Origin of the sequence: Pseudomonas sp. ANT_J28, assembly GCF_008370005.1 — a bacterium.
In the GTDB taxonomy this organism is placed as follows: Bacteria; Pseudomonadota; Gammaproteobacteria; order Pseudomonadales; family Pseudomonadaceae; genus Aquipseudomonas; species Aquipseudomonas frigoris.
The window spans coordinates 46,381-70,702 of the sequence record NZ_VOBM01000020.1 but is presented as its reverse complement, the minus strand read 5'-3'; the positions used below and the strand labels follow the sequence as shown (position 1 = coordinate 70,702).

General features: G+C 57.5%; 17 protein-coding genes. 12 read left to right on the top strand and 5 right to left on the bottom strand.

What is annotated here, in order from left to right:
- The first annotated feature begins 69 nt into the window (after positions 1–69).
- The 11 genes from aroQ (at position 70) to FQ187_RS15840 (ending at position 13,833) form a co-directional block, all read left to right on the top strand.
- Positions 70–522, top strand: a complete 453-nt coding sequence (gene aroQ, locus FQ187_RS15890; RefSeq protein ID WP_149630224.1) for a type II 3-dehydroquinate dehydratase — start codon at positions 70–72, stop codon at positions 520–522.
- A gap of 46 nt (positions 523–568) precedes the next feature.
- Complete coding sequence (gene accB / locus FQ187_RS15885; RefSeq protein ID WP_046054523.1) at positions 569–1,030, top strand: acetyl-CoA carboxylase biotin carboxyl carrier protein; 462 nt, start codon at positions 569–571, stop codon at positions 1,028–1,030.
- 17 nt (positions 1,031–1,047) lie between these two features.
- Entirely contained in the window at positions 1,048–2,406 is a 1,359-nt protein-coding gene (accC, locus tag FQ187_RS15880) for an acetyl-CoA carboxylase biotin carboxylase subunit (protein ID WP_008153754.1), read from the top strand.
- A gap of 155 nt (positions 2,407–2,561) precedes the next feature.
- Positions 2,562–4,103 (top strand): Fic family protein, encoded by a 1,542-nt coding sequence (locus FQ187_RS15875; RefSeq protein WP_149630223.1) that lies wholly within the window; start codon positions 2,562–2,564, stop codon positions 4,101–4,103.
- A gap of 169 nt (positions 4,104–4,272) precedes the next feature.
- Positions 4,273–5,151: a 50S ribosomal protein L11 methyltransferase gene (prmA, locus tag FQ187_RS15870; protein ID WP_149630222.1), complete on the top strand. Its 879-nt coding sequence runs from the start codon at positions 4,273–4,275 to the stop codon at positions 5,149–5,151.
- A 30-nt stretch (positions 5,152–5,181) separates the two neighbouring features.
- On the top strand, positions 5,182–6,390 hold the full coding sequence (locus FQ187_RS15865; RefSeq protein WP_149630221.1) for a DUF3426 domain-containing protein: 1,209 nt from the start codon (positions 5,182–5,184) through the stop codon (positions 6,388–6,390).
- Between the two features lie 185 nt (positions 6,391–6,575).
- Positions 6,576–7,586, top strand: coding sequence for a tRNA dihydrouridine synthase DusB (gene dusB / locus FQ187_RS15860; RefSeq protein WP_008153758.1), 1,011 nt, complete (start codon positions 6,576–6,578; stop codon positions 7,584–7,586).
- The gene (gene fis, locus FQ187_RS15855; RefSeq protein ID WP_007907419.1) at positions 7,583–7,903 is read left to right on the top strand and encodes a DNA-binding transcriptional regulator Fis; all 321 of its coding nucleotides are present in this window, start codon (positions 7,583–7,585) and stop codon (positions 7,901–7,903) included. The genes dusB and fis overlap by 4 nt, the downstream gene beginning before the upstream one ends.
- Before the next feature lie 81 nt (positions 7,904–7,984).
- Positions 7,985–9,592, top strand: coding sequence for a bifunctional phosphoribosylaminoimidazolecarboxamide formyltransferase/IMP cyclohydrolase (gene purH, locus FQ187_RS15850; protein WP_149630220.1), 1,608 nt, complete (start codon positions 7,985–7,987; stop codon positions 9,590–9,592).
- A gap of 68 nt (positions 9,593–9,660) precedes the next feature.
- Entirely contained in the window at positions 9,661–10,956 is a 1,296-nt protein-coding gene (purD, locus tag FQ187_RS15845) for a phosphoribosylamine--glycine ligase (RefSeq protein WP_129438839.1), read from the top strand.
- A gap of 99 nt (positions 10,957–11,055) precedes the next feature.
- Positions 11,056–13,833, top strand: coding sequence for a hybrid sensor histidine kinase/response regulator (locus FQ187_RS15840; RefSeq protein WP_149630219.1), 2,778 nt, complete (start codon positions 11,056–11,058; stop codon positions 13,831–13,833).
- A gap of 3 nt (positions 13,834–13,836) precedes the next feature.
- Here FQ187_RS15840 and FQ187_RS15835 read toward each other — a convergent pair whose 3' ends face one another.
- The 3 genes from FQ187_RS15835 to FQ187_RS15825 form a co-directional block, all read right to left on the bottom strand.
- Positions 13,837–14,517, bottom strand: coding sequence for a hypothetical protein (locus FQ187_RS15835; RefSeq protein WP_149630218.1), 681 nt, complete (start codon positions 14,515–14,517; stop codon positions 13,837–13,839).
- Positions 14,514–15,236: a hypothetical protein gene (locus FQ187_RS15830; RefSeq protein WP_149630217.1), complete on the bottom strand. Its 723-nt coding sequence runs from the start codon at positions 15,234–15,236 to the stop codon at positions 14,514–14,516. Before FQ187_RS15830 ends, FQ187_RS15835 begins: the two co-directional genes overlap by 4 nt.
- A 64-nt stretch (positions 15,237–15,300) precedes the next feature.
- A complete protein-coding gene (locus tag FQ187_RS15825) occupies positions 15,301–16,110 on the bottom strand; it encodes a hypothetical protein (protein ID WP_149630216.1) in 810 nt (269 codons plus the stop codon).
- A gap of 279 nt (positions 16,111–16,389) precedes the next feature.
- Here FQ187_RS15825 and FQ187_RS15820 point away from each other — a divergent pair, with 279 nt between their 5' ends.
- A complete protein-coding gene (locus FQ187_RS15820; RefSeq protein WP_007937197.1) occupies positions 16,390–16,986 on the top strand; it encodes a MarC family protein in 597 nt (198 codons plus the stop codon).
- Positions 16,987–17,126: 140 nt separating this feature from the next.
- On the opposite strand, the gene FQ187_RS30750 is transcribed toward FQ187_RS15820, so the two are convergent.
- Both FQ187_RS30750 and FQ187_RS30745 read right to left on the bottom strand, forming a co-directional pair.
- The gene (locus FQ187_RS30750; RefSeq protein ID WP_306108656.1) at positions 17,127–20,243 is read right to left on the bottom strand and encodes a TcdA/TcdB pore-forming domain-containing protein; all 3,117 of its coding nucleotides are present in this window, start codon (positions 20,241–20,243) and stop codon (positions 17,127–17,129) included.
- Positions 20,170–24,189: a TcdA/TcdB catalytic glycosyltransferase domain-containing protein gene (locus FQ187_RS30745; RefSeq protein WP_306108655.1), complete on the bottom strand. Its 4,020-nt coding sequence runs from the start codon at positions 24,187–24,189 to the stop codon at positions 20,170–20,172. Before FQ187_RS30745 ends, FQ187_RS30750 begins: the two co-directional genes overlap by 74 nt.
- Positions 24,190–24,322 lie beyond the last annotated feature (133 nt).

The window sequence follows — 24,322 nt, the reverse complement described above, 5'->3', positions numbered from 1 at the left end:
CAGTCACAAAGGCTTTGCGGCATAGTCGCCGGGTTCTGACAATTGCACACAGATCACAAGGAACAGCAGATGGCGACGCTACTGGTTCTGCACGGACCCAACCTGAACATGCTCGGCACCCGTGAACCGGGCACCTATGGCGCTACGACACTGGAGCAGATCAACCAGGACCTGGAACGCCGTGCCCGTGAAGCCGGCCACCATTTGTTGCACCTGCAAAGCAACGCCGAGTACGAATTGATCGACCGCATCCACGCTGCCCGCAGCGAAGGTGTGGACTTCATTCTGATCAACCCAGCAGCTTTTACGCACACAAGTGTCGCATTACGTGACGCGCTGCTGGCGGTGAGCATCCCATTCATCGAAGTGCATTTGTCTAACGTGCACAAACGCGAACCTTTCCGCCATCACTCTTACTTCTCCGACGTAGCGGTGGGAGTGATCTGCGGCCTTGGCGCCAGCGGTTATCGACTGGCCCTGGAGGCCGCCCTAGAGCAGCTTGAAAGACCGGCAACAGCTTGAACAACAAGCGTAACGCCCCTGACCGACCCTTGGGAGTTGATGATTCATGGATATCCGTAAAGTTAAGAAACTGATCGAACTGCTGGAAGAGTCCGGCATCGACGAGCTCGAGATCAAGGAAGGCGAAGAGTCCGTACGCATCAGCCGTCACAGCAAGACCCCGGCTCAGCAGTACTACGCACCGGCTCCAATGCATGCTCCGGCGCCTGCGCCTGTTGCTGCTGCCCCGGTTGCTGCCGCCGCACCTGCTGCTCCGGCCGCGCCAGTTCTGAACGGTAACGTTGCCCGTTCGCCTATGGTCGGTACCTTCTATCGCAAGTCTTCGCCATCCTCGCCGTCCTTCGTTGAAGTCGGCCAGACCGTGAAGAAAGGCGACACCCTGTGCATCGTCGAAGCCATGAAGATGATGAACCACATCGAAGCTGAAACCAGCGGTGTGATCGAATCTATCCTCGTCGAAGACGGCCAGCCGGTTGAGTACGACCAACCGCTGTTCACCATCGTTTGAACCGCGGAGAGACTTTGATGACTGCGAAGTTGGAAAAAGTTCTGATCGCCAACCGCGGTGAGATCGCCCTGCGGATTCTGCGTGCCTGCAAAGAGATGGGCATCAAGACTGTCGCCGTTTACTCCAAGGCCGACAAAGAGCTGATGCACCTGGGTCTGGCAGACGAATCCGTCTGCATCGGCCCGGCCTCGGCCGCGCACTCTTACCTGCACATCCCGGCAATCATCGCCGCGGCTGAAGTGACCGGCGCTACCGCCATTCACCCAGGCTACGGTTTCCTTGCGGAAAACGCTGATTTCGCTGAACAGGTCGAGAACTCCGGCTTCGCGTTCATTGGCCCGAAAGCCGACACCATTCGCCTGATGGGCGACAAGGTATCGGCCAAGCACGCCATGATCGCTGCTGGCGTTCCAACCGTTCCGGGTTCCGACGGCCCGCTGCCTGAAGACGAAGAAACCGCTCTGCGCATCGGTCGCGAAGTCGGTTACCCGGTGATCATCAAGGCCGCTGGCGGCGGCGGTGGTCGCGGCATGCGCGTTGTGCATAAAGAAGAAGACCTGATCTCCTTCGCCAAACTGACCCGCACCGAAGCAGGCGCGGCGTTCGGCAACCCGATGGTCTATCTGGAAAAATTCCTGACCAACCCACGCCACGTGGAAGTTCAGGTACTTTCCGACGGCCAGGGCCACGCCATCCATCTGGGCGACCGCGATTGCTCGCTGCAACGTCGTCACCAGAAGGTGCTCGAAGAAGCGCCGGCACCGGGCATCGACGAGAAAGCACGCGCAGAAGTCCTCGCACGCTGCGTCAAGGCTTGCATCGACATCAACTACCGTGGCGCGGGCACTTTCGAGTTCCTGTACGAGAACGGCGCGTTCTATTTCATCGAAATGAACACCCGCGTTCAGGTTGAGCACCCGGTTTCGGAAATGGTCACCGGCATCGACATCGTCAAGGAGATGCTCAGCATCGCCGCTGGCAACAAGCTGTCGTATACCCAGGAAGACGTCGTCATCCGCGGTCACGCGCTGGAATGCCGGATCAACGCCGAAGACCCGAAAACCTTCATGCCAAGCCCGGGCACGGTCAAGCATTTCCACGCACCAGGCGGCAACGGCGTTCGCGTCGATTCGCACCTGTACAGTGGCTATGCCGTTCCGCCGAACTACGATTCGTTGATCGGCAAGCTGATCACCTACGGCGCAACCCGTGACGAAGCCCTGGCGCGCATGCGCAATGCGCTGGACGAAATCGTTGTCGACGGGATCAAGACCAACATCCCGCTGCACCGCGACTTGGTCCGCGATGAAGGTTTCTGCAAAGGTGGAATCAACATCCACTACCTGGAACACAAGCTGGCTGGCGAAAAGCATTAAGCTTCGACCCAATCAACAAAGCCGCCTTCGGGCGGCTTTGTTGTTTCTGAAGGTTTCACCCGTCCCTGCGGGGCTAATCTGACAGGCACCGGTCTGTCCGGGCTGGCTATAATCGTTCACTTATCAGCGCAACGCCGATGAACCAGAGCCAGCCCATGCCTGAAAAACTGCCCATCAATCTCAACGGTCTATTGCGCCAGCGGACAGTCGAGGGTGAGCGAATCGAATACAAATCAGGCTGGAATCCTGATCCGATCATTCGCACGCTCTGCGCTTTCGCCAACGACTTCGAAAACCTGGGCGGTGGTTACGTTGTGATTGGGCAGGATTGCGAAGCCAATGGTCAGCCGATCTTTCCTCCACAGGGGCTTTCCGATCAGGTGCTCGATAAGATCCAGCTCGAACTGCTAGCGGCTTGCCAATCAATTCAGCCTGCTTACTTTCCAGTGTTGAGTATGGAAGAGGTCGAGGGTCGCAAGTTAATCGTGCTATGGGCGCCCGGCGGGCAAAATCGCCCCTATAAAGCTCCGGCCGCTGTGACAGCCAAACACAGAAGTTTGCATTACTACATCCGTCGCTACAGCAGCACGGTGGAAGCCAAGGGCGAAACCGAACAAGAACTCTTGAGCCTTGCTGCCAAGGTGCCTTTTGATGATCGCTTCAATCTGGGCGCTCGTGTCAGTGATCTGTCCAAACCTCTAATGCAAAGCTTTCTGCAAGAAGTGGGCAGTGCCTTGGCCGAGGATGCAGCAGTTCTGTCTACCGAAGCGCTAGGGCGACAAATGAACGTCGTGGGAGGCCCGACCGAGTCGCCATGGCCTAAAAATGCAGGCCTGATGTTCTTTAGCCCAGTCCCAGAGCGATTCTTCCCCGGCACACAGATTGATGTTCTGTGGTTTCCGGAGGGGGCTGGCGGTGATCGCTTTGACGAAAAGATCTTCAAGGGGCCACTGGCAACCATAACCCGCGAATCACTGGCCTATATCCAGCGCAACTACCTGCATGAAACAGTGATCAAACACGCAGACCGCGCCGAAGCTACAAGGATCTGGAATTTCCCCTTCGCAGCAATTGAAGAGGCGCTGGTCAATGCCGTTTATCACCGGTCCTATGAAGAACGCGAACCGATTGAGGTCCGCATCAGCCAGGAAGAATTGGTGATTCTGAGCTTCCCGGGGCCAGACCGCTCGATTCGAATGGAGGACCTGCGAATAGGTCGCGCCGTGAGCCGCCGCTACCGTAACCGGCGAATTGGTGAGTTCCTGAAAGAACTGAGTCTGACCGAAGGCCGCTCGACAGGCATCCCGAAAATTCTCAAGGTCATGGCGGTCAATGGCTCACCTGCGCCACTATTTGAAACTGACGATGATCGGATTTCGTATGTCGTACGGCTTCCAGCGCACCCTCAGTCACAGAGAGCAGATGCAACAACCATGGAAGTCAGCATGGAAGTCAGCATGGAAGTCGCTTCGGTGCTAAGAGCCATTGAAGGCAACATGAGCAGGCTGGAACTTCAAACCAGAATGGGCCTGAAAAACGCTGACTACTTCCGCAAGGCTTACATACTGCCAGCCATGGCCGCCGGGGTGCTTGAAATGACGCTGCCTGAACGCCCCAACAGCCGCCTGCAACGCTATCGTCTGACAAACAAAGGCCTGCAATGGCTCACAGCCAATAATGCAGGGCATCAGCATTAAGATGTGATCCAGACCAACAAAGCCGCTTTCGAGCGGCTTTGTTGTTTCTGAGGGTTTCATAATGTGCACGCGAGCAAGGCCGCTCCCACAAAACCTTCGCGCTCGCGTAAACTTGCGCGCTTCTCGCCGCCCGCTAGGCTGCAATCAATATTTTTCAAAGGTGCCCGCCATGCCTTGGCTGCAAGTCCGTCTCGCCATCAGCCCAGAACAAGCCGAAACCTACGAAGACGCGTTCCTTGAAGTGGGCGCCGTATCGGTGACTTTCATGGACGCCGAAGATCAGCCGATCTTCGAGCCGGAACTCAACACCACCCCGCTGTGGTCGCACACGCACCTGCTGGCCCTGTTCGAAGGTGGCACCGAAGCCGCCACCGTGCTGGCCCATCTTGAGTTGCTGACCGGCAGCCCGCTGCCCGAGCATCACAGCGAAGTCATCGAAGACCAGGACTGGGAACGCAGCTGGATGGACGGTTTTCAGCCGATGCGTTTCGGTCAGCGCCTGTGGATCGTCCCAAGCTGGCACGCCGCACCGGAGCCTGACGCGGTGAATCTGCTGCTGGATCCGGGCCTGGCGTTCGGCACCGGCACTCACCCGACCACCGCGCTGTGCCTGGAATGGCTCGACGGTCAGGACCTGAAAGACTGCAACGTGCTGGACTTCGGCTGCGGCTCGGGGATTCTGGCGATTGCGGCCCTGCTGCTGGGCGCCAAGGAAGCCGTCGGTACCGATATCGACGTCCAGGCGCTGGAAGCTTCTCGCGATAATGCCGGGCGCAACCACATTGCCGAAGAACTCTTCCCGCTGTATCTGCCGGAAGATCTGCCGCAGGTTCAGGCCGACGTGCTGGTGGCCAACATTCTTGCCGGCCCACTGGTTTCCCTGGCGCCGCAATTGTCCAGCCTGGTCAAATCCGGTGGTCGCTTGGCGCTGTCGGGCATCCTCGCCGAGCAAGGTGAAGAAGTCGCCAAAGCCTACGCCCAAGACTTCGATCTGGACCCGATCGCCAATCGCGATGGCTGGGTGCGCATCACTGGCCGTCGGCGCTAGAATGAGCGCCTGCATAAACCGGATCGCCGCATGACCGACAGCTTCGTCACCCAGTGCCCGCATTGCCAAACCAGTTTCCGCGTCAGCCATACTCAATTGAGCGTGGCCCGCGGAGTGGTTCGTTGCGGCTCGTGCTTGCAGGTGTTCAACGCCGCCAAGCAGTTGCTCGAGCAACGGGCCGGCAAAGACGCGATCACGCCGGTCGCCCCGGCCATCGTCGAACCGCCGGAGCCGCGAGCCATCAGCCAAAAGCAATGGACCGCGGCCGAGATGGACCTGGACAGTCTGGACCTGGACGAAGAGCTCGCCCGCCTCGAACAAAGGGAGATCCAGCCGACCACCGAATTCGGCAGACAGCGCGTAGACAACCTGAGTGCCAGCCGGGATACCGTCGAGCACGAAGAAGCGCCGTGGCCCGACAGCCTGTTCAGCGAATCGGCTGCCGATCGTGCGCAGACCACCGAAGCCGACTTGCCGGAGCTGGAACTCGATCCGAGCAAATACTCGCGCACCGAACCTTCGCTGTCCCTGGAACCGGTGGAGCTGGACGACGAGTCTCTGCCGCCCCAGCTGCGCCTGCACGACCCACTCGACGCCCCAATGCATCATGAACGCCTGTCGGCGACCGGTGACGTCGATGACGATCTGCCCTCGATCGAGCCCTTGCGCAAAAAGCGTGAGCCGGCTGTCCGCGCTGAAGCCCTGCAAGACCTGACCGATGACCCACTGCAACTGGACTGGCAAAAGCGCCGTTCACCCTGGGGTCGCCGATTTTTCTGGCTACTGCTGGTCCTGCTCGGCGCCGCTGCGCTCGCCGGTCAGTACATTGCCTACCATTTCGACGAGCTGGCGCGTCAGGACCAGTACCGTCCGTGGTTCCAGCAACTGTGCCCACAAATCGGCTGCACCGTGCCATCCAAAGTCGACATCGCCAAAATCAAAAGCAGCAACCTGGTGGTCCGCAGTCACCCGGACTTCAACGGTGCACTGGTGGTCGACGCGATCATCTACAACCGCGCCCCCTTCTCCCAGCCTTTCCCGCTGCTGGAGTTGCGTTTTGCCGACCTCAACGGCCACCTGATCGCCAGCCGTCGCTTCAAACCCGGCGAGTACCTGAACGGCGATCTCGAAGGGATGGCGGAAATGCCTCCGCAAACGCCGATCCACATCGCACTGGATATCCTCGATCCAGGTTCCAAAGCGGTGAATTACAGCCTGAGCTTCCATTCGCCCGAGTGAAACGGTTCAGTGTTACGGCTTTGACGGCATATTTCTGACTTTGACCGCTCATACCAAACCGCCGACGATAACAGAATAACTGTTCAGATTTTGTTCAATTCAGCCTTTATCCAGTCATCGAGAGCGGGTATCATGCCAACCCTTTTTCGAACTCTCATGATCCGACCCCACAACAGGGAAGTCCTATGTCGGCGGTACGCATCGGTCCTTACACATTGCACAACGGCTTGATTCTCGCCCCGATGGCGGGGGTCACAGACCAACCCTTTCGTCAGCTGTGCAAGCGACTGGGCGCAGGACTTGTAGTCTCGGAAATGGTCACCAGCGACATGAGCTTGTGGAACACCCGCAAATCGCGGATGCGCATGATCCACGAAGGTGATCCCGAGCCCCGCTCGGTACAGATCGCCGGTGGTGATGCACAGATGCTGGCAGATGCAGCCCGGGCCAACGTCGAACTGGGCGCACAGATTATTGATATCAACATGGGCTGTCCGGCGAAGAAGGTCTGCAACAAGGCTGCCGGGTCCGCACTGTTGAAAGATGAAGCATTGGTGACCGAGATCCTGCAGGCCGTAGTGGCTGCGGTTGATGTGCCGGTCACCCTGAAGATCCGCACCGGCTGGGACCGGGACAACAAGAACGGCCTGACCGTGGCGAAGATCGCCGAGCAGGCAGGCATTACGGCGTTGGCGGTGCATGGCCGCACCCGTGCCGATCTGTACACCGGCGAAGCCGAGTACGACACCATCGCCGCGATCAAGCAGGCCGTGTCGATTCCGGTCTTTGCCAATGGCGATATCGATTCGCCAGAGAAGGCCCGATACGTGCTCGATGCGACCGGTGCCGATGGTCTGTTGGTAGGCCGGGCCGCCCAAGGGCGGCCATGGATTTTTCGTGAGATCGATCATTTTCTGCGTACCGGCGAGAAACTCCCGGCACTGGAGCTGATCGAGGTGGAACGCATTCTGCTAGAGCATCTGGCTGCGCTGCACGTCTTCTATGGAGACGTCATGGGCGTACGCATTGCTCGAAAGCATGTGGGCTGGTATCTCGCAACCTTGCCGGGCGCCAGGGAGTTTCGCGCCCACTTCAATCGTTTGGAAGATACGGAAGCACAATGCGCCAACGTTCAGGGCTTCTTCGCCGAACGTTACAAGAGCCTGACAGGGGACGGAGACGAGGTGGCCGCATGACGATGATGACCGAGACTTTAGTGAGTGGAACAACACCCGTGAGCGACAACGTGAATTTGAAACAGCACCTCAATACGCCGAGCGAAGAAGGTCAGACCCTTCGCGGGAGTGTCGAGAAGGCGCTGCACAATTATTTCGCCCACCTTGAGGGCGCTGCCGTCACGGATGTGTACAACCTGGTGCTCTCCGAAGTCGAGGCTCCCCTGCTCGAGTGCGTGATGAACTACGTCAAGGGCAACCAGACCAAGGCCAGTGAGCTGCTCGGACTGAACCGAGGCACGCTGCGCAAGAAACTCAAGCAGTACGATTTGCTGTAAGCATTCAATCAAACCAGAAAGGCGCCCGCGTAAAAACGGTCGCCTTTTTTGCTGACTCCTTTGCTTTTGATGGAAATTGAAATGACCGACCAGACTACCCGCCTGCCGATCCGCCGCGCCTTGATCAGCGTTTCCGACAAGACCGGGATCCTCGAATTTGCCAAAGAGCTTGAAGCCCTGGGCGTCGAGATCCTCTCCACCGGCGGAACGTTCAAGCTGCTGCGCGACAACGGTGTTGCCGCAGTGGAAGTCGCGGATTACACCGGTTTCGCAGAAATGATGGACGGTCGGGTGAAAACCCTGCACCCGAAAATCCACGGCGGAATCCTCGGTCGTCGCGGTATCGACGACGCCATCATGAACGAGCACGGCATCAAGCCGATCGACCTGGTTGCGGTCAACCTGTACCCGTTCGAAGCGACTATCAACAAGCCAGGCTGCGACCTGCCGACCGCGATCGAGAACATCGATATCGGCGGCCCGACCATGGTCCGTTCGGCTGCAAAAAACCACAAAGACGTGGCCATCGTGGTAAATGCCAGCGACTACGCCAGCGTCCTCGAAAGCCTCAAGGCTGGCGGCCTGACCTACGCTCAGCGTTTCGACCTGATGCTCAAGGCCTTCGAACACACCGCCGCCTATGACGGCATGATCGCCAACTACATGGGCACCGTGAACCAGGCGGCTGACACCCTCAGCACCGAAGGTCGCAGCGAGTTCCCACGCACTTTCAACAGCCAGTTCGTCAAGGCTCAGGAAATGCGCTACGGCGAGAACCCGCACCAGAGCGCGGCGTTCTACGTTGAAGCCAAACCGGCCGAAGTCGGTATCGCCACCGCCACCCAGCTGCAAGGCAAAGAGCTGTCGTACAACAACGTGGCCGACACCGACGCCGCGCTGGAATGCGTGAAGAGCTTCGTCAAACCGGCCTGCGTGATCGTCAAGCACGCCAACCCGTGCGGCGTGGCCGTGAGCCCGGACGCCGAAGGCGGTATCCGCCAGGCTTACGAACTGGCCTACGCCACCGACACCGAGTCGGCGTTCGGCGGCATCATCGCCTTCAACCGCGAACTGGATGCTGAAACCGCCAAAGCCATCGTCGAGCGTCAGTTCGTCGAAGTGATCATCGCCCCGTCCGTCAGCGCAGAAGCTCGCGCCATCGTGGCGGCAAAAGCCAACGTGCGCCTGCTGGCCTGCGGCGAGTGGTCGGCTGATCGCGCTGCTGCGTGGGACTACAAACGCGTCAACGGTGGCCTGCTGGTGCAGAGCCGCGACATCGGCATGATCGGCAGTGAAGACCTGAAAGTCGTGACCCAGCGCGCCCCGACCGAGCAAGAGATCCACGACCTGATCTTCGCCTGGAAAGTCGCCAAATACGTTAAGTCCAACGCCATCGTCTACGCCAAGAACCGTCAGACCATCGGTGTCGGCGCTGGCCAGATGAGCCGCGTGAACTCCGCTCGTATTGCGGCGATCAAGGCTGAACACGCTGGTTTGCAGGTACAAGGTGCGGTCATGGCATCGGATGCATTCTTCCCGTTCCGCGACGGTATCGACAACGCGGCCAAGGTTGGTATCACTGCGGTGATCCAGCCAGGCGGCTCGATGCGTGATAACGAAGTGATTGCTGCCGCAGACGAGGCCGGCATCGCCATGGTCTTTACTGGCATGCGCCACTTCCGTCACTGATACGACGCTCCCACAGAAAAGCAGCTGCATGGCTGCATCAAGAATTAGCGTCATCCGAGGTTTTTGAAATGAATGTTTTGATCATTGGCAGCGGCGGCCGTGAACACGCCCTGGCCTGGAAAGTGGCTCAGGATCCGCGCGTGCAGAAGGTTTTCGTTGCCCCGGGCAACGCCGGCACCGCCATTGAAGCCAAGTGCGAGAACGTCGCTATCGACGTGCTGGCCCTTGAACAGCTGGCAGACTTCGCCGAGAAGAATGTTTCCCTGACCATCGTCGGCCCGGAAGTGCCACTGGTCGCCGGTGTCGTCGATCTGTTCCGCTCCCGTGGCTTGGACTGCTTCGGTCCGACCGCTGGCGCTGCTCAGCTGGAAGGTTCGAAAGCCTTCACCAAGGATTTCCTGGCGCGCCACAAGATCCCGACCGCCGACTACCAGAACTTCACCGAGATCGAGCCAGCCCTTGCTTATCTGCGTGAAAAAGGCGCACCGATCGTGATCAAGGCCGATGGCCTGGCCGCCGGTAAAGGCGTGATCGTTGCGATGACCCTGACCGAAGCTGAAGACGCCGTACGCGACATGCTCGCGGGCAACGCATTCGGCGACGCCGGTTCTCGCGTAGTAATCGAAGAGTTCCTGGATGGCGAAGAAGCCAGCTTCATCGTCATGGTCGACGGCAAGAACGTATTGCCGATGGCCACCAGCCAGGACCACAAACGCGTCGGCGACGGCGACACCGGTCCGAACACCGGCGGCATGGGTGCTTACTCCCCTGCCCCGGTCGTGACCGCTGAAGTGCACAAGCGCGTCATGGACCTGGTGATCTGGCCAACCGTGCGTGGCATGGCCGATGAAGGCAACGTCTACACCGGTTTCCTGTACGCCGGTCTGATGATCGACAAAGCCGGTAACCCAAAAGTTATCGAGTTCAACTGCCGTTTCGGCGACCCTGAGACCCAACCGGTGATGCTGCGTTTGCAGTCGAGCCTGGTGTTACTGGTCGAAGCGGCGCTGGCGCAAGCCCTGGACAAGGTCGAAGCACAATGGGATCCGCGTCCGAGCGTCGGCATCGTGCTGGCGGCTGGCGGCTATCCTGGTGACTACGCTAAAGGCGTTGCCATCAACGGTCTCGATGCAGCTGCTGCACTGGAAGGCAAAGTCTTCCACGCCGGTACTGCACTCAAGGACGGTCAAGTGGTGACGGCCGGTGGTCGGGTACTCTGCGCCACGGCAATGGGTGCCAGCGTCGACGCCGCTCAGCAGCAGGCTTACAAGCTGGCGGCAAAAATTGACTGGGAAGGCTGTTTCTATCGCAAGGACATTGGCTACCGTGCCATTGCCCGCGAGCGTGGCGAAAATCAGGAATAAGAACGCCATTCGGCCAGGCAAGGGCTTCGGGCCCTTGCCGGACTATTCCGACGCCGCGCATAGTTATATTCTGGCATCAACCTACGAAGGGATTTCGCCGTGCGCTGGCTCAGGATTGCCATAGGTTTCACCGTCACTCTGCTGACCTTGCTCTGCATGCTCCCGGCTCAGGCCGCGCAAGGCAGTGGCTGGGCGGTATTGCTCGACGAACAGGGTGACCTGCAGCTCAGCGACATCCGTTCCGCTCGCTACACCAATCAATTCAGCCCCATTGAACTCGACCGCCTCACCGCCGCCGAGCCCGATGGCGCGTTATGGCTGCGTTTCAGACTCGCTCCCGGCAAGCATGAACAGTTGCTGCGGGTGTTCGCACCCGACCTGTCGCACCTCAATCTGTATGTGCTGGACGGCGACACGCTGATCGAGCAACTGAACACCGGCACTCGCCAGCCCCAGGCTGAACGGCCACTGCCCAGCAGCGACTTCATGTTGCCGCTGCCGCAAAACGAAAAACCTCTCGATGTTTACCTGCGAATGGTCTCCGACCATCAGTTGAGGCCTTACATCACCCTGCAGTCGGCGGTCATGACCGCGGCCAATCAGAATCAGACGCTGATCTACGGACTGTTGTTCGGCTGTATCGCGATGCTGATCCTGCACAACCTCATTCGTTATGCCTACACCCGTTCACGCAGCAGTCTCTGGCTAGCGGGCTGCGAAGGGCTGTTGATGCTCAGCCTGATCCTGCTGCTGAACGTAGCAGGCCCCTGGTTACCGAACTGGCATGCGGTCCAGACGCCGGGCGCTTACCTCGCCCTGCTGCTGACGGCACCCTGTGGCCTGATGTTCGCCTATCGTTTCTTCGCCCCGCTCGGCCCGCACCCGATGAACAAGCTGTTGTTGGGCGACATCCTGCTCATCAGTGTCTGCGGCTTGCTGCTGTTGTTCGTCAACACACTGCCGCTGAACATCATTACCTACGCGCTGGTCGCCCTCGCGGGTCTTACCATGTTGTTCGTCAGCGCCTATCACTGGCAGAAAGGCTACCGCCCGGCGCGTCTTTTCGTGGCGGCAATGGTGGTGTTCAACGCCGGTACGCTGATTATCCTGCCCGCCCTGCTGGGGCTGACCCTGGTGGAGCCTCAAGGCCTGATCACCACATTGCTGGTGTTCATCTGCATCAGTGGCCTGTTGATGAGCATTGCCTTGAGCGAACGTCAGCGCAGCATCACCGAAGACCGTTTCAGCGTCAGCCGCGACCTGGCCGCCAGCAACGCAGAGATCAACACCAAGGCCGAATTCCTGGCAAAAATCAGCCACGAAATCCGCACCCCGATGAATGGCGTGCTGGGCATGACCGAGCTGCTGCTGGGCACGCCGCTCTCGGTCAAGCAGCGCGATTATGTACAGACCATCCACAGTGCCGGCAACGAACTGCTGACACTGATCAACGAGATTCTCGACATCTCCAAGCTCGAATCCGGGCAGATCGAACTGGACGATGTGCAGTTCGACCTCAACGCGCTGATCGAAGACTGCCTGAGCATCTTCCGCGCCAAGGCCGAACAGCAGAACGTCGAGCTGATCAGCTTTATCCAGCCGCAAGTGCCGCGCGTCATCAGCGGTGACCCGACTCGCCTGCGTCAGACCTTGCTGAGCCTGCTGGAAAACGCCCTGAAGAAAACCGACGAAGGCGAAATTCTGATCGTCGTCGCGCTCGATGATCGCAGTGCCAAACCGCGCTTGCGCATTGCCGTGCAGGACAGCGGTGAGCCGATGGACGCCGAAGAGCGCGACGCATTGATGCACGCCGAACTGCACAGCAAACACTTTCTCTCGGCCACCCGCTTGGGAGGCAACCTGGGACTGGTGATCGCCCGTCAGCTGATTCGCTTGATGCAAGGGGAGTTCGGGGTCAAGAGCGGCGCCAACCAGGGCAGCACCTTGTGGCTGACCCTGCCGCTGGACCCTGACCGCCTCGAACACCCGACGTCTGACCTTGATGGCCCCCTGCAGGGTGCACGGGTATTGGTGGTCGACGATAACGACACGTGTCGCAAAGTGCTGGTGCAACAGTGCACAGCCTGGGGCCTGAACGTCAGTGCCGTAGCGTCCGGCAAGGAAGCGCTGGCGCTGCTGCGCACCAAGGCTCACTTGCGCGATTACTTCGACGTGGTCCTGCTGGACCAGAACATGCCCGGCATGACCGGCATGCAACTGGCCGCCAAGATCAAGGAAGACCCGAGCCTGAACCACGACATCCTGCTGATCATGCTCACCGGCATCAGCAATGCGCCCAGCAAGATCATCGCGCGCAACTCCGGGATCAAACGCATCCTCGCCAAACCGGTGGCCGGGTACACCCTCAAGACGACGTTGGCCGACGAGCTGAACCAGCGAAACAAGGGCCTTTCCATCTCGCAGCACCTGCCCGCCGGCCCTACCTTACCGGTTAAGGTGCCAAGTGATTTCCGCATCCTGGTGGCCGAAGACAATAGCATCTCGACCAAGGTGATTCGCGGCATGCTTGGCAAGCTCAACCTGCAACCGGATACCGCCAGCAATGGCGAAGAAGCCTTGCAGGCGATGAAAGCCCAGCGTTATGACCTGGTCCTGATGGACTGCGAAATGCCGATCCTCGACGGCTTCTCCGCGACTCAGCAATTGCGTGCCTGGGAAGTCGGTAATCAGCGGATTCGCACGCCGGTGGTGGCGTTGACAGCGCACATCCTCGCCGAACACAAAGAACGTGCACGCCAGGCCGGCATGGACGGGCATATGGCCAAACCGGTCGAGCTGTCGCAGTTGCGTGAATTGATTGAGCACTGGGTGGCTCAACGTGATCAGCAGAATCGGGCGACGGCTCAGACCTCCTGAGCCTCAGATCTCCAGCTCATGTAAATGACGGGTGGTTTCGGCGACAACAGCAGCCGCGACTTTATCCCGGAAGGTTGCGTAATGCAGCGTGCTGAAGGTAGTGATCGCCATTTGCTCCTGACTGCTTTCCACGACTTCCTCGATGGGCCAGAACAAAAACTTCGAGACCCGTCGGCGAGTGTTGAACTGCTTGTGATACAGGGCTATTTCGACTTTTCCGGGTGATTTCAGCGCACAGGGAATCATCTGGAAGATCCCCTTCTCACGTAGCAGACTGGTCCTTTCAAATTCCTCAAGCGCTGTGCTGTTACGCTTCAGAGCCGCTAACGCCTGACTTGCCGGGCGCGAAAAGCGGTCGCCCGCCGAGTCTGATAGTTGCCGCGACACGCTATCCGCCATCTGTCCTCCCCTTGCCTGTGCAGGAGTGACAGGACGCGTGGAATCCCAACCCAGAAACTTGAGTTTGTTTTTGTAGTAATCGAACCAGTTGCCAACCAACCCGTCCTCGTATGCCGAACGGGTGGCGAGTTGCGCATACAGATTGCTCAGGTAGATATCTTCCCTGTCCTGGGGAGACAGGCCCTCATTGAATGAAACAATGCTACTGCCAACCACTGCTGCGCCTGGAGAGGTGCCATCGTTGATGACCTGACTGACTGCAAGCCGAGCGCTCAGGGTATTCATAAAGAGGCTCCTGGCTTTAACGGCACTTCGCCCGCTTGGACGTCAACGGCAAAGATGTTATTCGCGGCCCTGCCCCCCAGTTTCCTTACCACGGCTTCACGAATTGAGCCATAAAGTACAGGCGACAAGTTGGCATGAAACCACCTTAGATCGATATCCCCCTGCACCTCATCGGTAGAAAAAAGGTAGTCCAAGGGATAATTAGCCCCTTGCTTGGTGGTCCTGAACTCGACAAAAAGACTGTCCATCAACACCCCTTGTCGGGCCACGATGATCTGCAACCTGACGTTACAACTCGCTGGCGAGTGCCCATCCCCGTCATTTTCTGGCCTGAGTGTTTGTTCCCGCAGCCGCTCAATCGCCGGGTGGTTACCAGGAACGTGGGCAATATCGTTGAAGGCACGCATGACATGGGCAATCGTGCGAGCTGATGTCGCTTCCAGCCGATTCTCAACCCAATTGACCATGGCGCGTTTTGACGCGTCGTCAACGGCGAAACTGTCCCACGCAACAGACCTCTGCAACCAACTGTCTTTTAATACCCCCTGATATGTCTCATACCACCCATCAGCGCGGTCGAATCCCGGGTATTTCTTATTAGCCACTAACTGCGCAAACAATACCGAATTTAATACATCCTGCCGCTCCTGTTCCAACAGCGTAGAGGACAGCAATACAACGGCACCTGCATTAATAAAAACTGAATCCTGATCAACCATCACGTTCTCCTGATCCATTCAAAAATGGCGACTGCTGCGCAGTCGCCAAAGCGATCACCCGTGATCAGAGTTCGTATTCGTCGATTTTAGTCAGCGCACGACCACCTAACTTCGCGATGATAGTGGCACGAGTACGCGCAACAATGGATGGCACCATGGTCATATGGCACTCGCCTTTGTACAGATCAACCGAACTGGCATCCCAGTCAACAAACAGGACTTTGGTCTGGTTAACATGTTTGATGAAGCGCACCGCGCCCAGAGCCAGGATGACTTCACCGTGTTGACTCTCGATGCAGGACGCCACACCAAAACCACCCGTACCGGAATCCTTGATGTTCTGGTCGAAGACCTGAAGCGGTTTATCACTGGCTTGCAGTGCAGCCAGCGCATCGCCGGCAACTTTCAACATCAGCGCCGAGGTCGGACCGGGTACGGCGGCGGCGGCAACGGCGGAGCCCAGAATCTTCAGGACCAGTTGATCCATTTTGAAGCTCTTGCCCGAGGCCGCAACGGTGTCGTAATACCTCTGCAGGATGGTCCAGCCCGAATCCTGCATGACTTGCAGGAAGTACTGATACCACTCCTTGCCTTGATCATCGCGCGGATACTTTTTGTTCGCCACTAACGAGGCAAACAGATAAGTGTGTTGAATGTCGGTCTTGTTTTGTTCGGACATCCCCGACACAAAGGACAGTACACCGTCACCTACAATCGATGCACGATCCGGCTGTTCGATATCGGTATTAATCTGCACAGATTTGATCGCCATACCCCGTGGAGCGATAACGACATTATCAGGCGCTACATCATAAGCATTCAAACGCTCAAGGCGATCAGACAGAGTTACAACTGAATTAGACTCAACATTCATTTCAACTTCCCTTTATTTAATTAAGGCCCTCCGCGGACCCGAGCGATAAACTTACGCAACTTATAAAAAACGAACAAGCGCACAACTGTAACTTAAGATAATGTAATTTATTATTATCCAGACAAGACAGTCACCAACTACAAACAACAAAATAACAACTAAGCCACTATTAATATAACGAGGACTTTGACACTTGCAGCCGCCCCATGACTGCAAGCCGACAGACTGCCCGGCGCCTGATAGACTCCACGTCAATTTCAATCGCCGCGAGCTTCGACCATGCTCCACGTGTTATTCAGCGTTTACCTGAAAATGCTGGTGCTCTACAGCCCGTTCTTCGTGTTGTCCTGCTTCATCAGCCTGACCCGCGGTTATTCGCGCAAGGAACAACGCCGCCTGGCCTGGAAAGTGGCAACCGCCACCCTGGTTTCAAGCGTCTTGCTGTACCTGTTCGGGCGGGTGATTTTCAGTGTCTTCGGCATCACCGTGGACGCGTTCCGCATCGGCGCCGGCAGTGTGTTGTTTATCTCGGCGCTGGGCATGGCCCAGGGCAAGTCGGCGGTGCAAACCGACAACGTGCAGCAGGACGTGACTATCGTCCCGCTGACCATTCCCCTGACGGTCGGCCCCGGCACCATCGGCGCCTTGCTGGTGATGGGCGTGAGTCAGCCGCATTGGGACGACAAACTCACGGCCATTCTCAGTATTGCCCTGGCCAGTTTCACCGTCGGCGTGGTGCTTTATCTGTCCAACCGTATCGAGCGGATTCTCGGTGACCAGGGTTTGCAGATCGTCAGCCGGTTGATGGGGTTGTTCGTCTGCGCATTGGCGGCGCAGATCATCTTTACAGGGGTAAAGGGCTATCTGGTTCCGTGACGCCCACCTTCGTCATTAGTGCGGCAAGCTGCCTGTCCTCGCCATCGATGGCCAGTACCTGCACTAACGTGTCAGTCTGGAAAAAAGCCGACAGCCAATCACACATCGAACAGGTTCAATGTGTGATTGGCTGTCAGAACTCAATTTCCTATTTTTTCAACTATTGCGGTGGGCAAAATATCTTTGAGTAACACACTGCTCGTACTGCCTTTCCTGGCAACCAGGGCACTCACCAGTGTTGACACCGCGAAAGACTGATAGCCGCTCATCGCCAGAAATACGTTCCGTTGCAAAACGACATCGGTCGAGAATACGTCGCGAAAGATCAAACTGTGTCCGCTGTCCGCATCCACAATCACCAAGTGCTCATCGACCCGGCTCGCCCACAACTGATCCGCAACCACGATATCCCAGATCAGTTTTCCCGGAACCGAGGGCGAGTGGTCGAGCGAATGGCGGCAATCGACAATGACCGATTCAAGTTTCAACCATGCGGCTCTGGTAAGCCGACAGGTCGTTGAACCTTGACCCATTTTGAGCACCAGGATCCTGACATCATCGGCAATCAACGGGAGCAGGTCCGTACGCGTTTTCGCCCCCTCGACCACCAGTGCTTCGGCGTTTCGCTGGACATAGTCGAGCGGCCCGACCCTGTTGTTTTGCGGATAGGTGTGCAAAAAACCATCCCCGCTGTCATGCAGCATCACATTGGTTTGATGCTGGGTGCCGACGAGCGTGAATTGCGCAGCAATAGCGGACTTCGGAATGCGGATCAACCGTCCGGTCCGGACCACGTACCATTGTTGGTAGTCAGGGTCTTTGATGGACAGAAAATCGGCGCATCGATGTTCGTTCGCCAGCGCCGCCAGGCCCTCACTCAATTCACCTTCCAGTGCAGCGACCCAATGGCTGTCAACGCCCGTAATCCGTACCGGTTCGTTGTACTGTAAATCCACCTCCACACCTTCAAGCGTCGTTGCGCTCAGTCCAGAGCCTTCCACTGTCACGTCGCTAAAGGTCCAGCTCGCCCATTCCTGCGTCGGGACTGGCAATGCCTCAGCCAGTAACAGTTTCGTTCCTTGGGCAAATGCCGTGCTCAAGTGGTCTGGATCGATAAAACCCTGACGGACAATCTTGCCGGTTGAAAGATCGAACAGCCAGGTGGCCTGATTGTCTGGAGTAATACTCAGCAACCGTACTTCTTTGCCGTGCCCCATTTCAGCGAGCAGCAGCCGACCACCCGAGTACCAGGCGCACAAACCGCCCTTGAAACCGGCCAAGCCCAGGATGGCAAAACTCGGCACCGGGTATTGCAACGCAACCGTTGCCAGCGCCGACCACCACTGGGTTTTGCCTTTGAACCAGTGCTCGGTCAGCCCGCCAAATCTCAGATTCCCGTCCGGCGTAATGTCAAAGAACAAACCGGAGTCGGTCAAGGCGAGATAGTCCCGCTCAACGGCGACAACATTTTTCAGCCCCGGGGGGGAGATGTTGCTGGACGACCATTGTGCGCGACCCTTCACCATCGACCTTTGCTGTCGCACGAGCCTTCTGTGAGGCTTGTCGTAGGTAACGAACACTTCGCCCTCGGCACCGGCAGGGGCGATGAGCAGAAGATCATTCAAGGCCTTGATCGAGTCTGCCCATCCCCGCTCGCGGTGACGCCTGGCAGGCGCACGAATAATCAACCCGTCACCGTTGCGCACCCAGACCAGATCCCGCAACTCGGCATCGATCTGCCAACAAATCGAAACCAGTGCACCGGGACGCCAGTTCACTGTATTGGCGGACTCTGCCAGCAACACATAGTCACCCAGCACCTGCTTCCAGTCCTTCAGCGTGTCAGCCTCCAAAACGACCTGCAACGCAGGATCCTGACCGCGAGTGATCGAGCTGAGTAACACGGCCCGATCATGGATCACATAGGTCAGTTCATCGCGCTGGCCGTCCTTTCCCGTGAGCTGCTGCACGATCTGAATGCCGCCATTGGTCACGGCCTCACAGCGGACAATCGCCAGGCTATCTCTAATAAGCAAACGATAGTGCTGAACCAGCGTCCCGGTGATGGCATCGACCTGCCAGACATCGAAACTCTCGGGGTGATAAAAGTAAGCCGAATCCTCCAGCACCGCGCCCAATATCACCCCATCGGACAACAGGACATTCGGGTCGCGGATGTACAGAAAACGATCCTGAGCCGAGTCGTAATACGCGACTACCGTCCTGGGTTCGTCCGGCTTTTCGAACGGCACCACGAAGTTGCGAACGGGGGTGTAAGACGTGGCCAGGCGATGTTCATGGGTCAGTGTCTTGAAGTGATCCAGCAACGCTTGTTCTCCGAGGGCCGGATCGGCCTCTTCTTCGACAACCTCCAGCCGCCGGGCAGCAAGATCTACACGCACGATTTTGTTTTTCGACAGCTTGAGCAACACATGGTGAACGCCAGCGCCACTGAACGTCACATCCAGCGTCCCCGAAACAAGGCGTCCCCCCGCTTCTATCCGGATGTCTGTCTCCGCCAGCCATGGAGTCAGCAGCACCCATTGCATAGCAATGTGACCGGGTGCGGCGAGTTCAAGGCTTACCCCGGGATTGAGCAGCATGGAACATTGAGCTCCTGCGCCTTCTACCCGGTAGGACACCAGCCCGTGCCACACCTTCGGCAGCGCAGGTACCGCCAGTGAACGCTCGACGTTATCGAGACGAACGTTGAATACCGTTGGTTTGTAGACCGGGTTCAGCCGGTTGACCACGTACTCGCCGGGAAACGAGTAGAACGAAAACAGAAACTGCCATTGCCCCTGTTTGTTCTTTTTCTCCAGTCGACGTGCCGTGTCGTACCCGCCGGCATGACGAAACGTGACAAACGGCAGCAACTTGTATTCGTAGCCGTACCAGGTTTTTGGTCTGCAGGGCAGAACGATCGTCTGTCCTGCCTGTGGTGAAAAACGTGCCGAGTTCGGTAACCCAAGGCCTTGGCGAATATCGACGGCGCGGTTGTAATCCACGTCGAAATCCGGGACCCCGAAATGGTCCCGAAGCGGGAACAATTTCGGGCTGTCGAAATGGACGGTGGATGCGCGCAAATCCAAATCGGCAAACACAACCAAGGGATGCGCAATCCAGGCATTCGACGCCTTGTCCAGGTAGTAGCCGCCTTGTACATACGACTTTTCAAGCCCATCAAAAAACAGCGCGACCTCCTTGGCTTCCTCCGCAATCGTCGCAAAACCTTCGGCCAGCGCAGTAACGCCCACTGCCAACCCGCCAAGAATTACCCCGGCGCCCCCCCAGCACTGCGGCCACCGTACCCGCGCCAGCCAGGGCTGCCCCCAGACCCGCTACGCCCAACACCGCACTCGCGGAGTCGAAGGCCAACTGCGTCCCGAACTGCGCTTTTTCAATCTCATTGGTGGCGTGGCTCAACTGGTAAATATCAAACCCGACATTCACCATCCCCAATACCGTACCGACCCCTTCATTGGCGATATGCCCCAACGCCCTGCGCACTAACGGCGCGCTGGTCCTGGCGATCAGCTTTTCATCGTCCAGTGCCTGGCGGACCAGTTTGATCACACCAATAACGTCCACTACGTTGCCATGGGCCAGCTGGGCATAGTTGACGTAGGCATGCAGGCGAATGGCGGTGGTCAGGGCCTTGTCACCACCGCTCGCTGCACTCTCGTGACGACGCAGTACGTTCATCAAGGCTTGTACGGTGAACCCGGCATTGAGCGTATGGACGCTGCCGGCGTCCGTCGGATCAAGCCGATTGACCGGCGCACGCGGGCGAGCGGCCAATGAATGGAAGGTTTCGGAGAGGAAGTTTTTAATTCTCAGGAACCGGTGATCGCGGGTGGTGACACGCTCAATGGTCTGCCCGGCATCGGTGTTGACCAGACTGATTGTGTATTCCCCTGTCGGAGTTATCTCCAGTGTCTCGAACAACGCAACAGAATCCGACGCCAGCCCGTGTTGCTCCTGCAACTGCCGTGTCGCCTGCGCGATCTGCCCACCCCACCAGTGCGCGTCCAGTTCCAGCAATGAACTGCCCAGGGCCGCATTGTTGACCAACGACTGCCCGCGGGCACTGGCCAACCGTTGTCGTACCCGCGGCGCCGTTTGCTCCGGCAACGCGCCTGGCTCCGACAGGCTTGAGACCTGAACACCGGACGAAAGCACCGTGGCGTTCAGCCCGGCACCATTGAGTTCAATCAGATCAAAGGTCGGCCGCGCCACATCCCCAAAAGCGGCGTAATGCCTGGCCATCTCCTTGCGGATGAAAAAATGCGTCAGCGCCTCACCGAACTCCGAGGCAGTCGCAAACTCGAAGATCCCGAAATTCGGATCGTAGAGCAGGTAAGTGCTATGCGGCCCCTCTAGCGTTTTTGCAACCAGCATCGAGTGGTTGTCAGAGTTGAGCATCACGGTGGTGGTGGCCGTTTTTTCTTCCAGCATCGCTACGATCTCAGTCAGATCGGAGCGCATCAATGGCTTGCCTATTTCACTGACAGGGGCGTCACGCAGCTCCTCGATCATGCTCACAAACGCCCTTGAGTCGGCGGCTTCAGGTTCGGTAACTGCCAGGTAAAAGCGTTCCCGCAAAGTGTTGGCCGCGGTGCTGTCTTTGTGGAGCGCAGCAGCCATGGCCAGCGCCAGCGGGTAACAGCGTCCGGCAACCCGATCGCCCGCTCCTTCGAGCAACAAATCCTGGGGCACCAATTTGAAACTGCCGTAATCAAAGCTCTCCAGCACTTCACCGATTCGTTCGCCAATCCGGTCGCGGTATTCGAGCTTCGACACTTGCTGAATTCTGGCGACCAACCGTCCCCACTCCTTCAGGGCCAGCGGACGTTCGAGTGCCTGTTTCTTGAGTTCGACACTGGTTTCGGACAGGGCCACGGGCGGATTGGAAGCCCCCGTCAAACCCGCAAGGAAAGCCGGGTGACGTTGCTTGAACAGCTCCCGTTCAATGACCCCGTAACGGTGGCTGACCCCCAACTCCTCCATCGTATTGGAAAGGTTTTCAAGCGTTGCACTGGCGACGTCAAAATGCTGGTTATCCAGTGCATTGACCCCCAACAGGCCACCCAGCAAAAGACGTTGCAGCGGGTTTAGATTCAGGGTGAGAAGCGGGTCTTTGCCGACCTGGCTCAGCAGTTCATCCATCGACAGAGTTTGTGTCGCCGCGTCCAGGAGGGAAGCCGGGGGTCGGATGCTGGCATCCTGAGCGATGATCGCTTGCCGGTCATCGAAGCTCAGGGACAATGAGTGTTCAAACGTCACGCTGCCGTTGTGGCGCTGACTCATCGCCTGGCGAAATGGCTCACCCAGATCATCAGCCAGTTGCTGCAACAGGTCGGTGATCAACACATGACGACCTTCGATGACCGGCCATCCTTCTTCGAAATCAATGCTCTGGTACTTGAGCAACTGCGTGACATCACCGGCATAACGGGCCTTGAACCTTCCCTCCTGCCAGTGCTTTTTTTCACCGATCAGCCATTGATTCGAGTTACCCTCGGCGACTTTCCAGGAGTGGTCCTGCTCCTCCTCGGTAAAACGGTTGACGCCATCTGCGAGTATGGCCTCTGCGTTCCAGCGTTCGGCCATTTGGAAGGTGTAAGGCATTTTCTGTGCCTCGGCCATGCCATGACGTACCGCCGCTGGCCCCGTCATATAGATGGTGCTATCACCCTCTGGAAGGATGCCATCGGCAAAATAACCGACGACTCCCTTCATTAATTTTTCCACCGCTATCTCTTCCAGCTCCGCCATCTGTTCCAGCACGCCAAAACGTTGCAGCGCAACTTCACGTGCCACCCCGATCATCGCCTCAACATCTGAAAAAGAGACACCGTTCTTGATGGCCAGCCGTGTAACGCTATCGAGATAGTCATAATTGGCTCTGAAACGCTCGAGCACAGTTTCTAGTGTTTTCGAACCTGCGTGCGCCATCAGAAACGCATTGTTCAGACTGCTAGAGTCAAATACTGCCCGCAAACCATCGGGACGTACAAGGCGTTCGCGAGGGGGAAGAAAAACGTCATTGAGCGAAGGACTGCTTTTGGCAAATTGTTCCAATGCTGCACGATGTTCCTGCGGGATACTCTCGAAATGGTTTGAATATTTGCTTGCCTGTCGGCCCGGCATCCACTCTGGATTCTGATCAAGCAGTAATTGCAAAACGCCCAAGCGAGCACGGGGGGTCAATTGGCTGATATCTACAGTACCCAGTGTGTTGCTCAGGGGCGGCAGGTTATCGACATCGGAGTACAAGCCGCCTTCGGCCAAAACCACCTCGACACGCACAACATCAGAGGCAGCCGCAAGGTTTCCCCGTAATCCGATTTCACGCTCGTAGATATCCTTCAACCGAAACGAAGATTTTTCATCCCTCACATCCCGCAGCTCTAAACCTTCAATGGAAATGCTTCGAAGGTTTTTATCTAGCAGCGCTTTCAGCGCGATCTCATCTTGACCGTAGCCGCGCACCAGAAGGTCAATTCTTGCTTCATCGGCTTTCCCGCCTTTTTCGACCGCCTCTTTGATATGCGCAAACATCTGGGTCTTGAGTGCGATGGCGCGTTCTTCGTACAGGGTTGAAAGTTCTTGCGGATCGCTAACCGCTTGCCCCCCCTGAGTCATGGCATCAGCTTTTGCCGCCTCGACAATGACCCGAGTGGTTTCGTGGGCGAGCAATGCATCACTGTCATACCAAAGTTTCAACGTATAGCCCTGATGACTCAGCACTTGCTTCCATACGTTGATGTAGTCGCGCTGAATACTCCCCACCCCCCCGCCCAGCCAAACGAAGTGAAGGTTCTTCGGCACGTCGATCGGGGTGGATTGGGATAACGCGACATAACTATTCAAACGCCCTTGAAACCCTTCGACCCGGTCGTAGATCTCCGCCAGATCGGGTGCCTGGTTGGCACCGGGACCGACCGGCAACTCCAACTCGGAGGCACGCCGACGACGTACTTCAGACCCGGGTAACGCTGCCAGGGCCTCCTTGAGTAACCCGATCGGCTCCAGTTGCCGTTCAGGCTTGAGCGTATTGATACACGCAAAGTAATACCGAATGATCGCCTCATATTCGGGTGTTTTATTGAAGTCCTGCAGTGCCTTTTCAAGTTCAACCAGTTTAAAAAGGCCGATAAATTCTTTGAAGCCCGCTGCCTTGCCATCCCTATAGCTCATAACGCGTCACACCCTTTTCAATCAAATACGTTCAATAAGTAAATATCCACACGCGAAGCGACACGCCCGGCAGATAAATTCGGACATTATTTCAACTTCGTAATTAAATGTGAAAAGCACTCGAGAAAGAGCC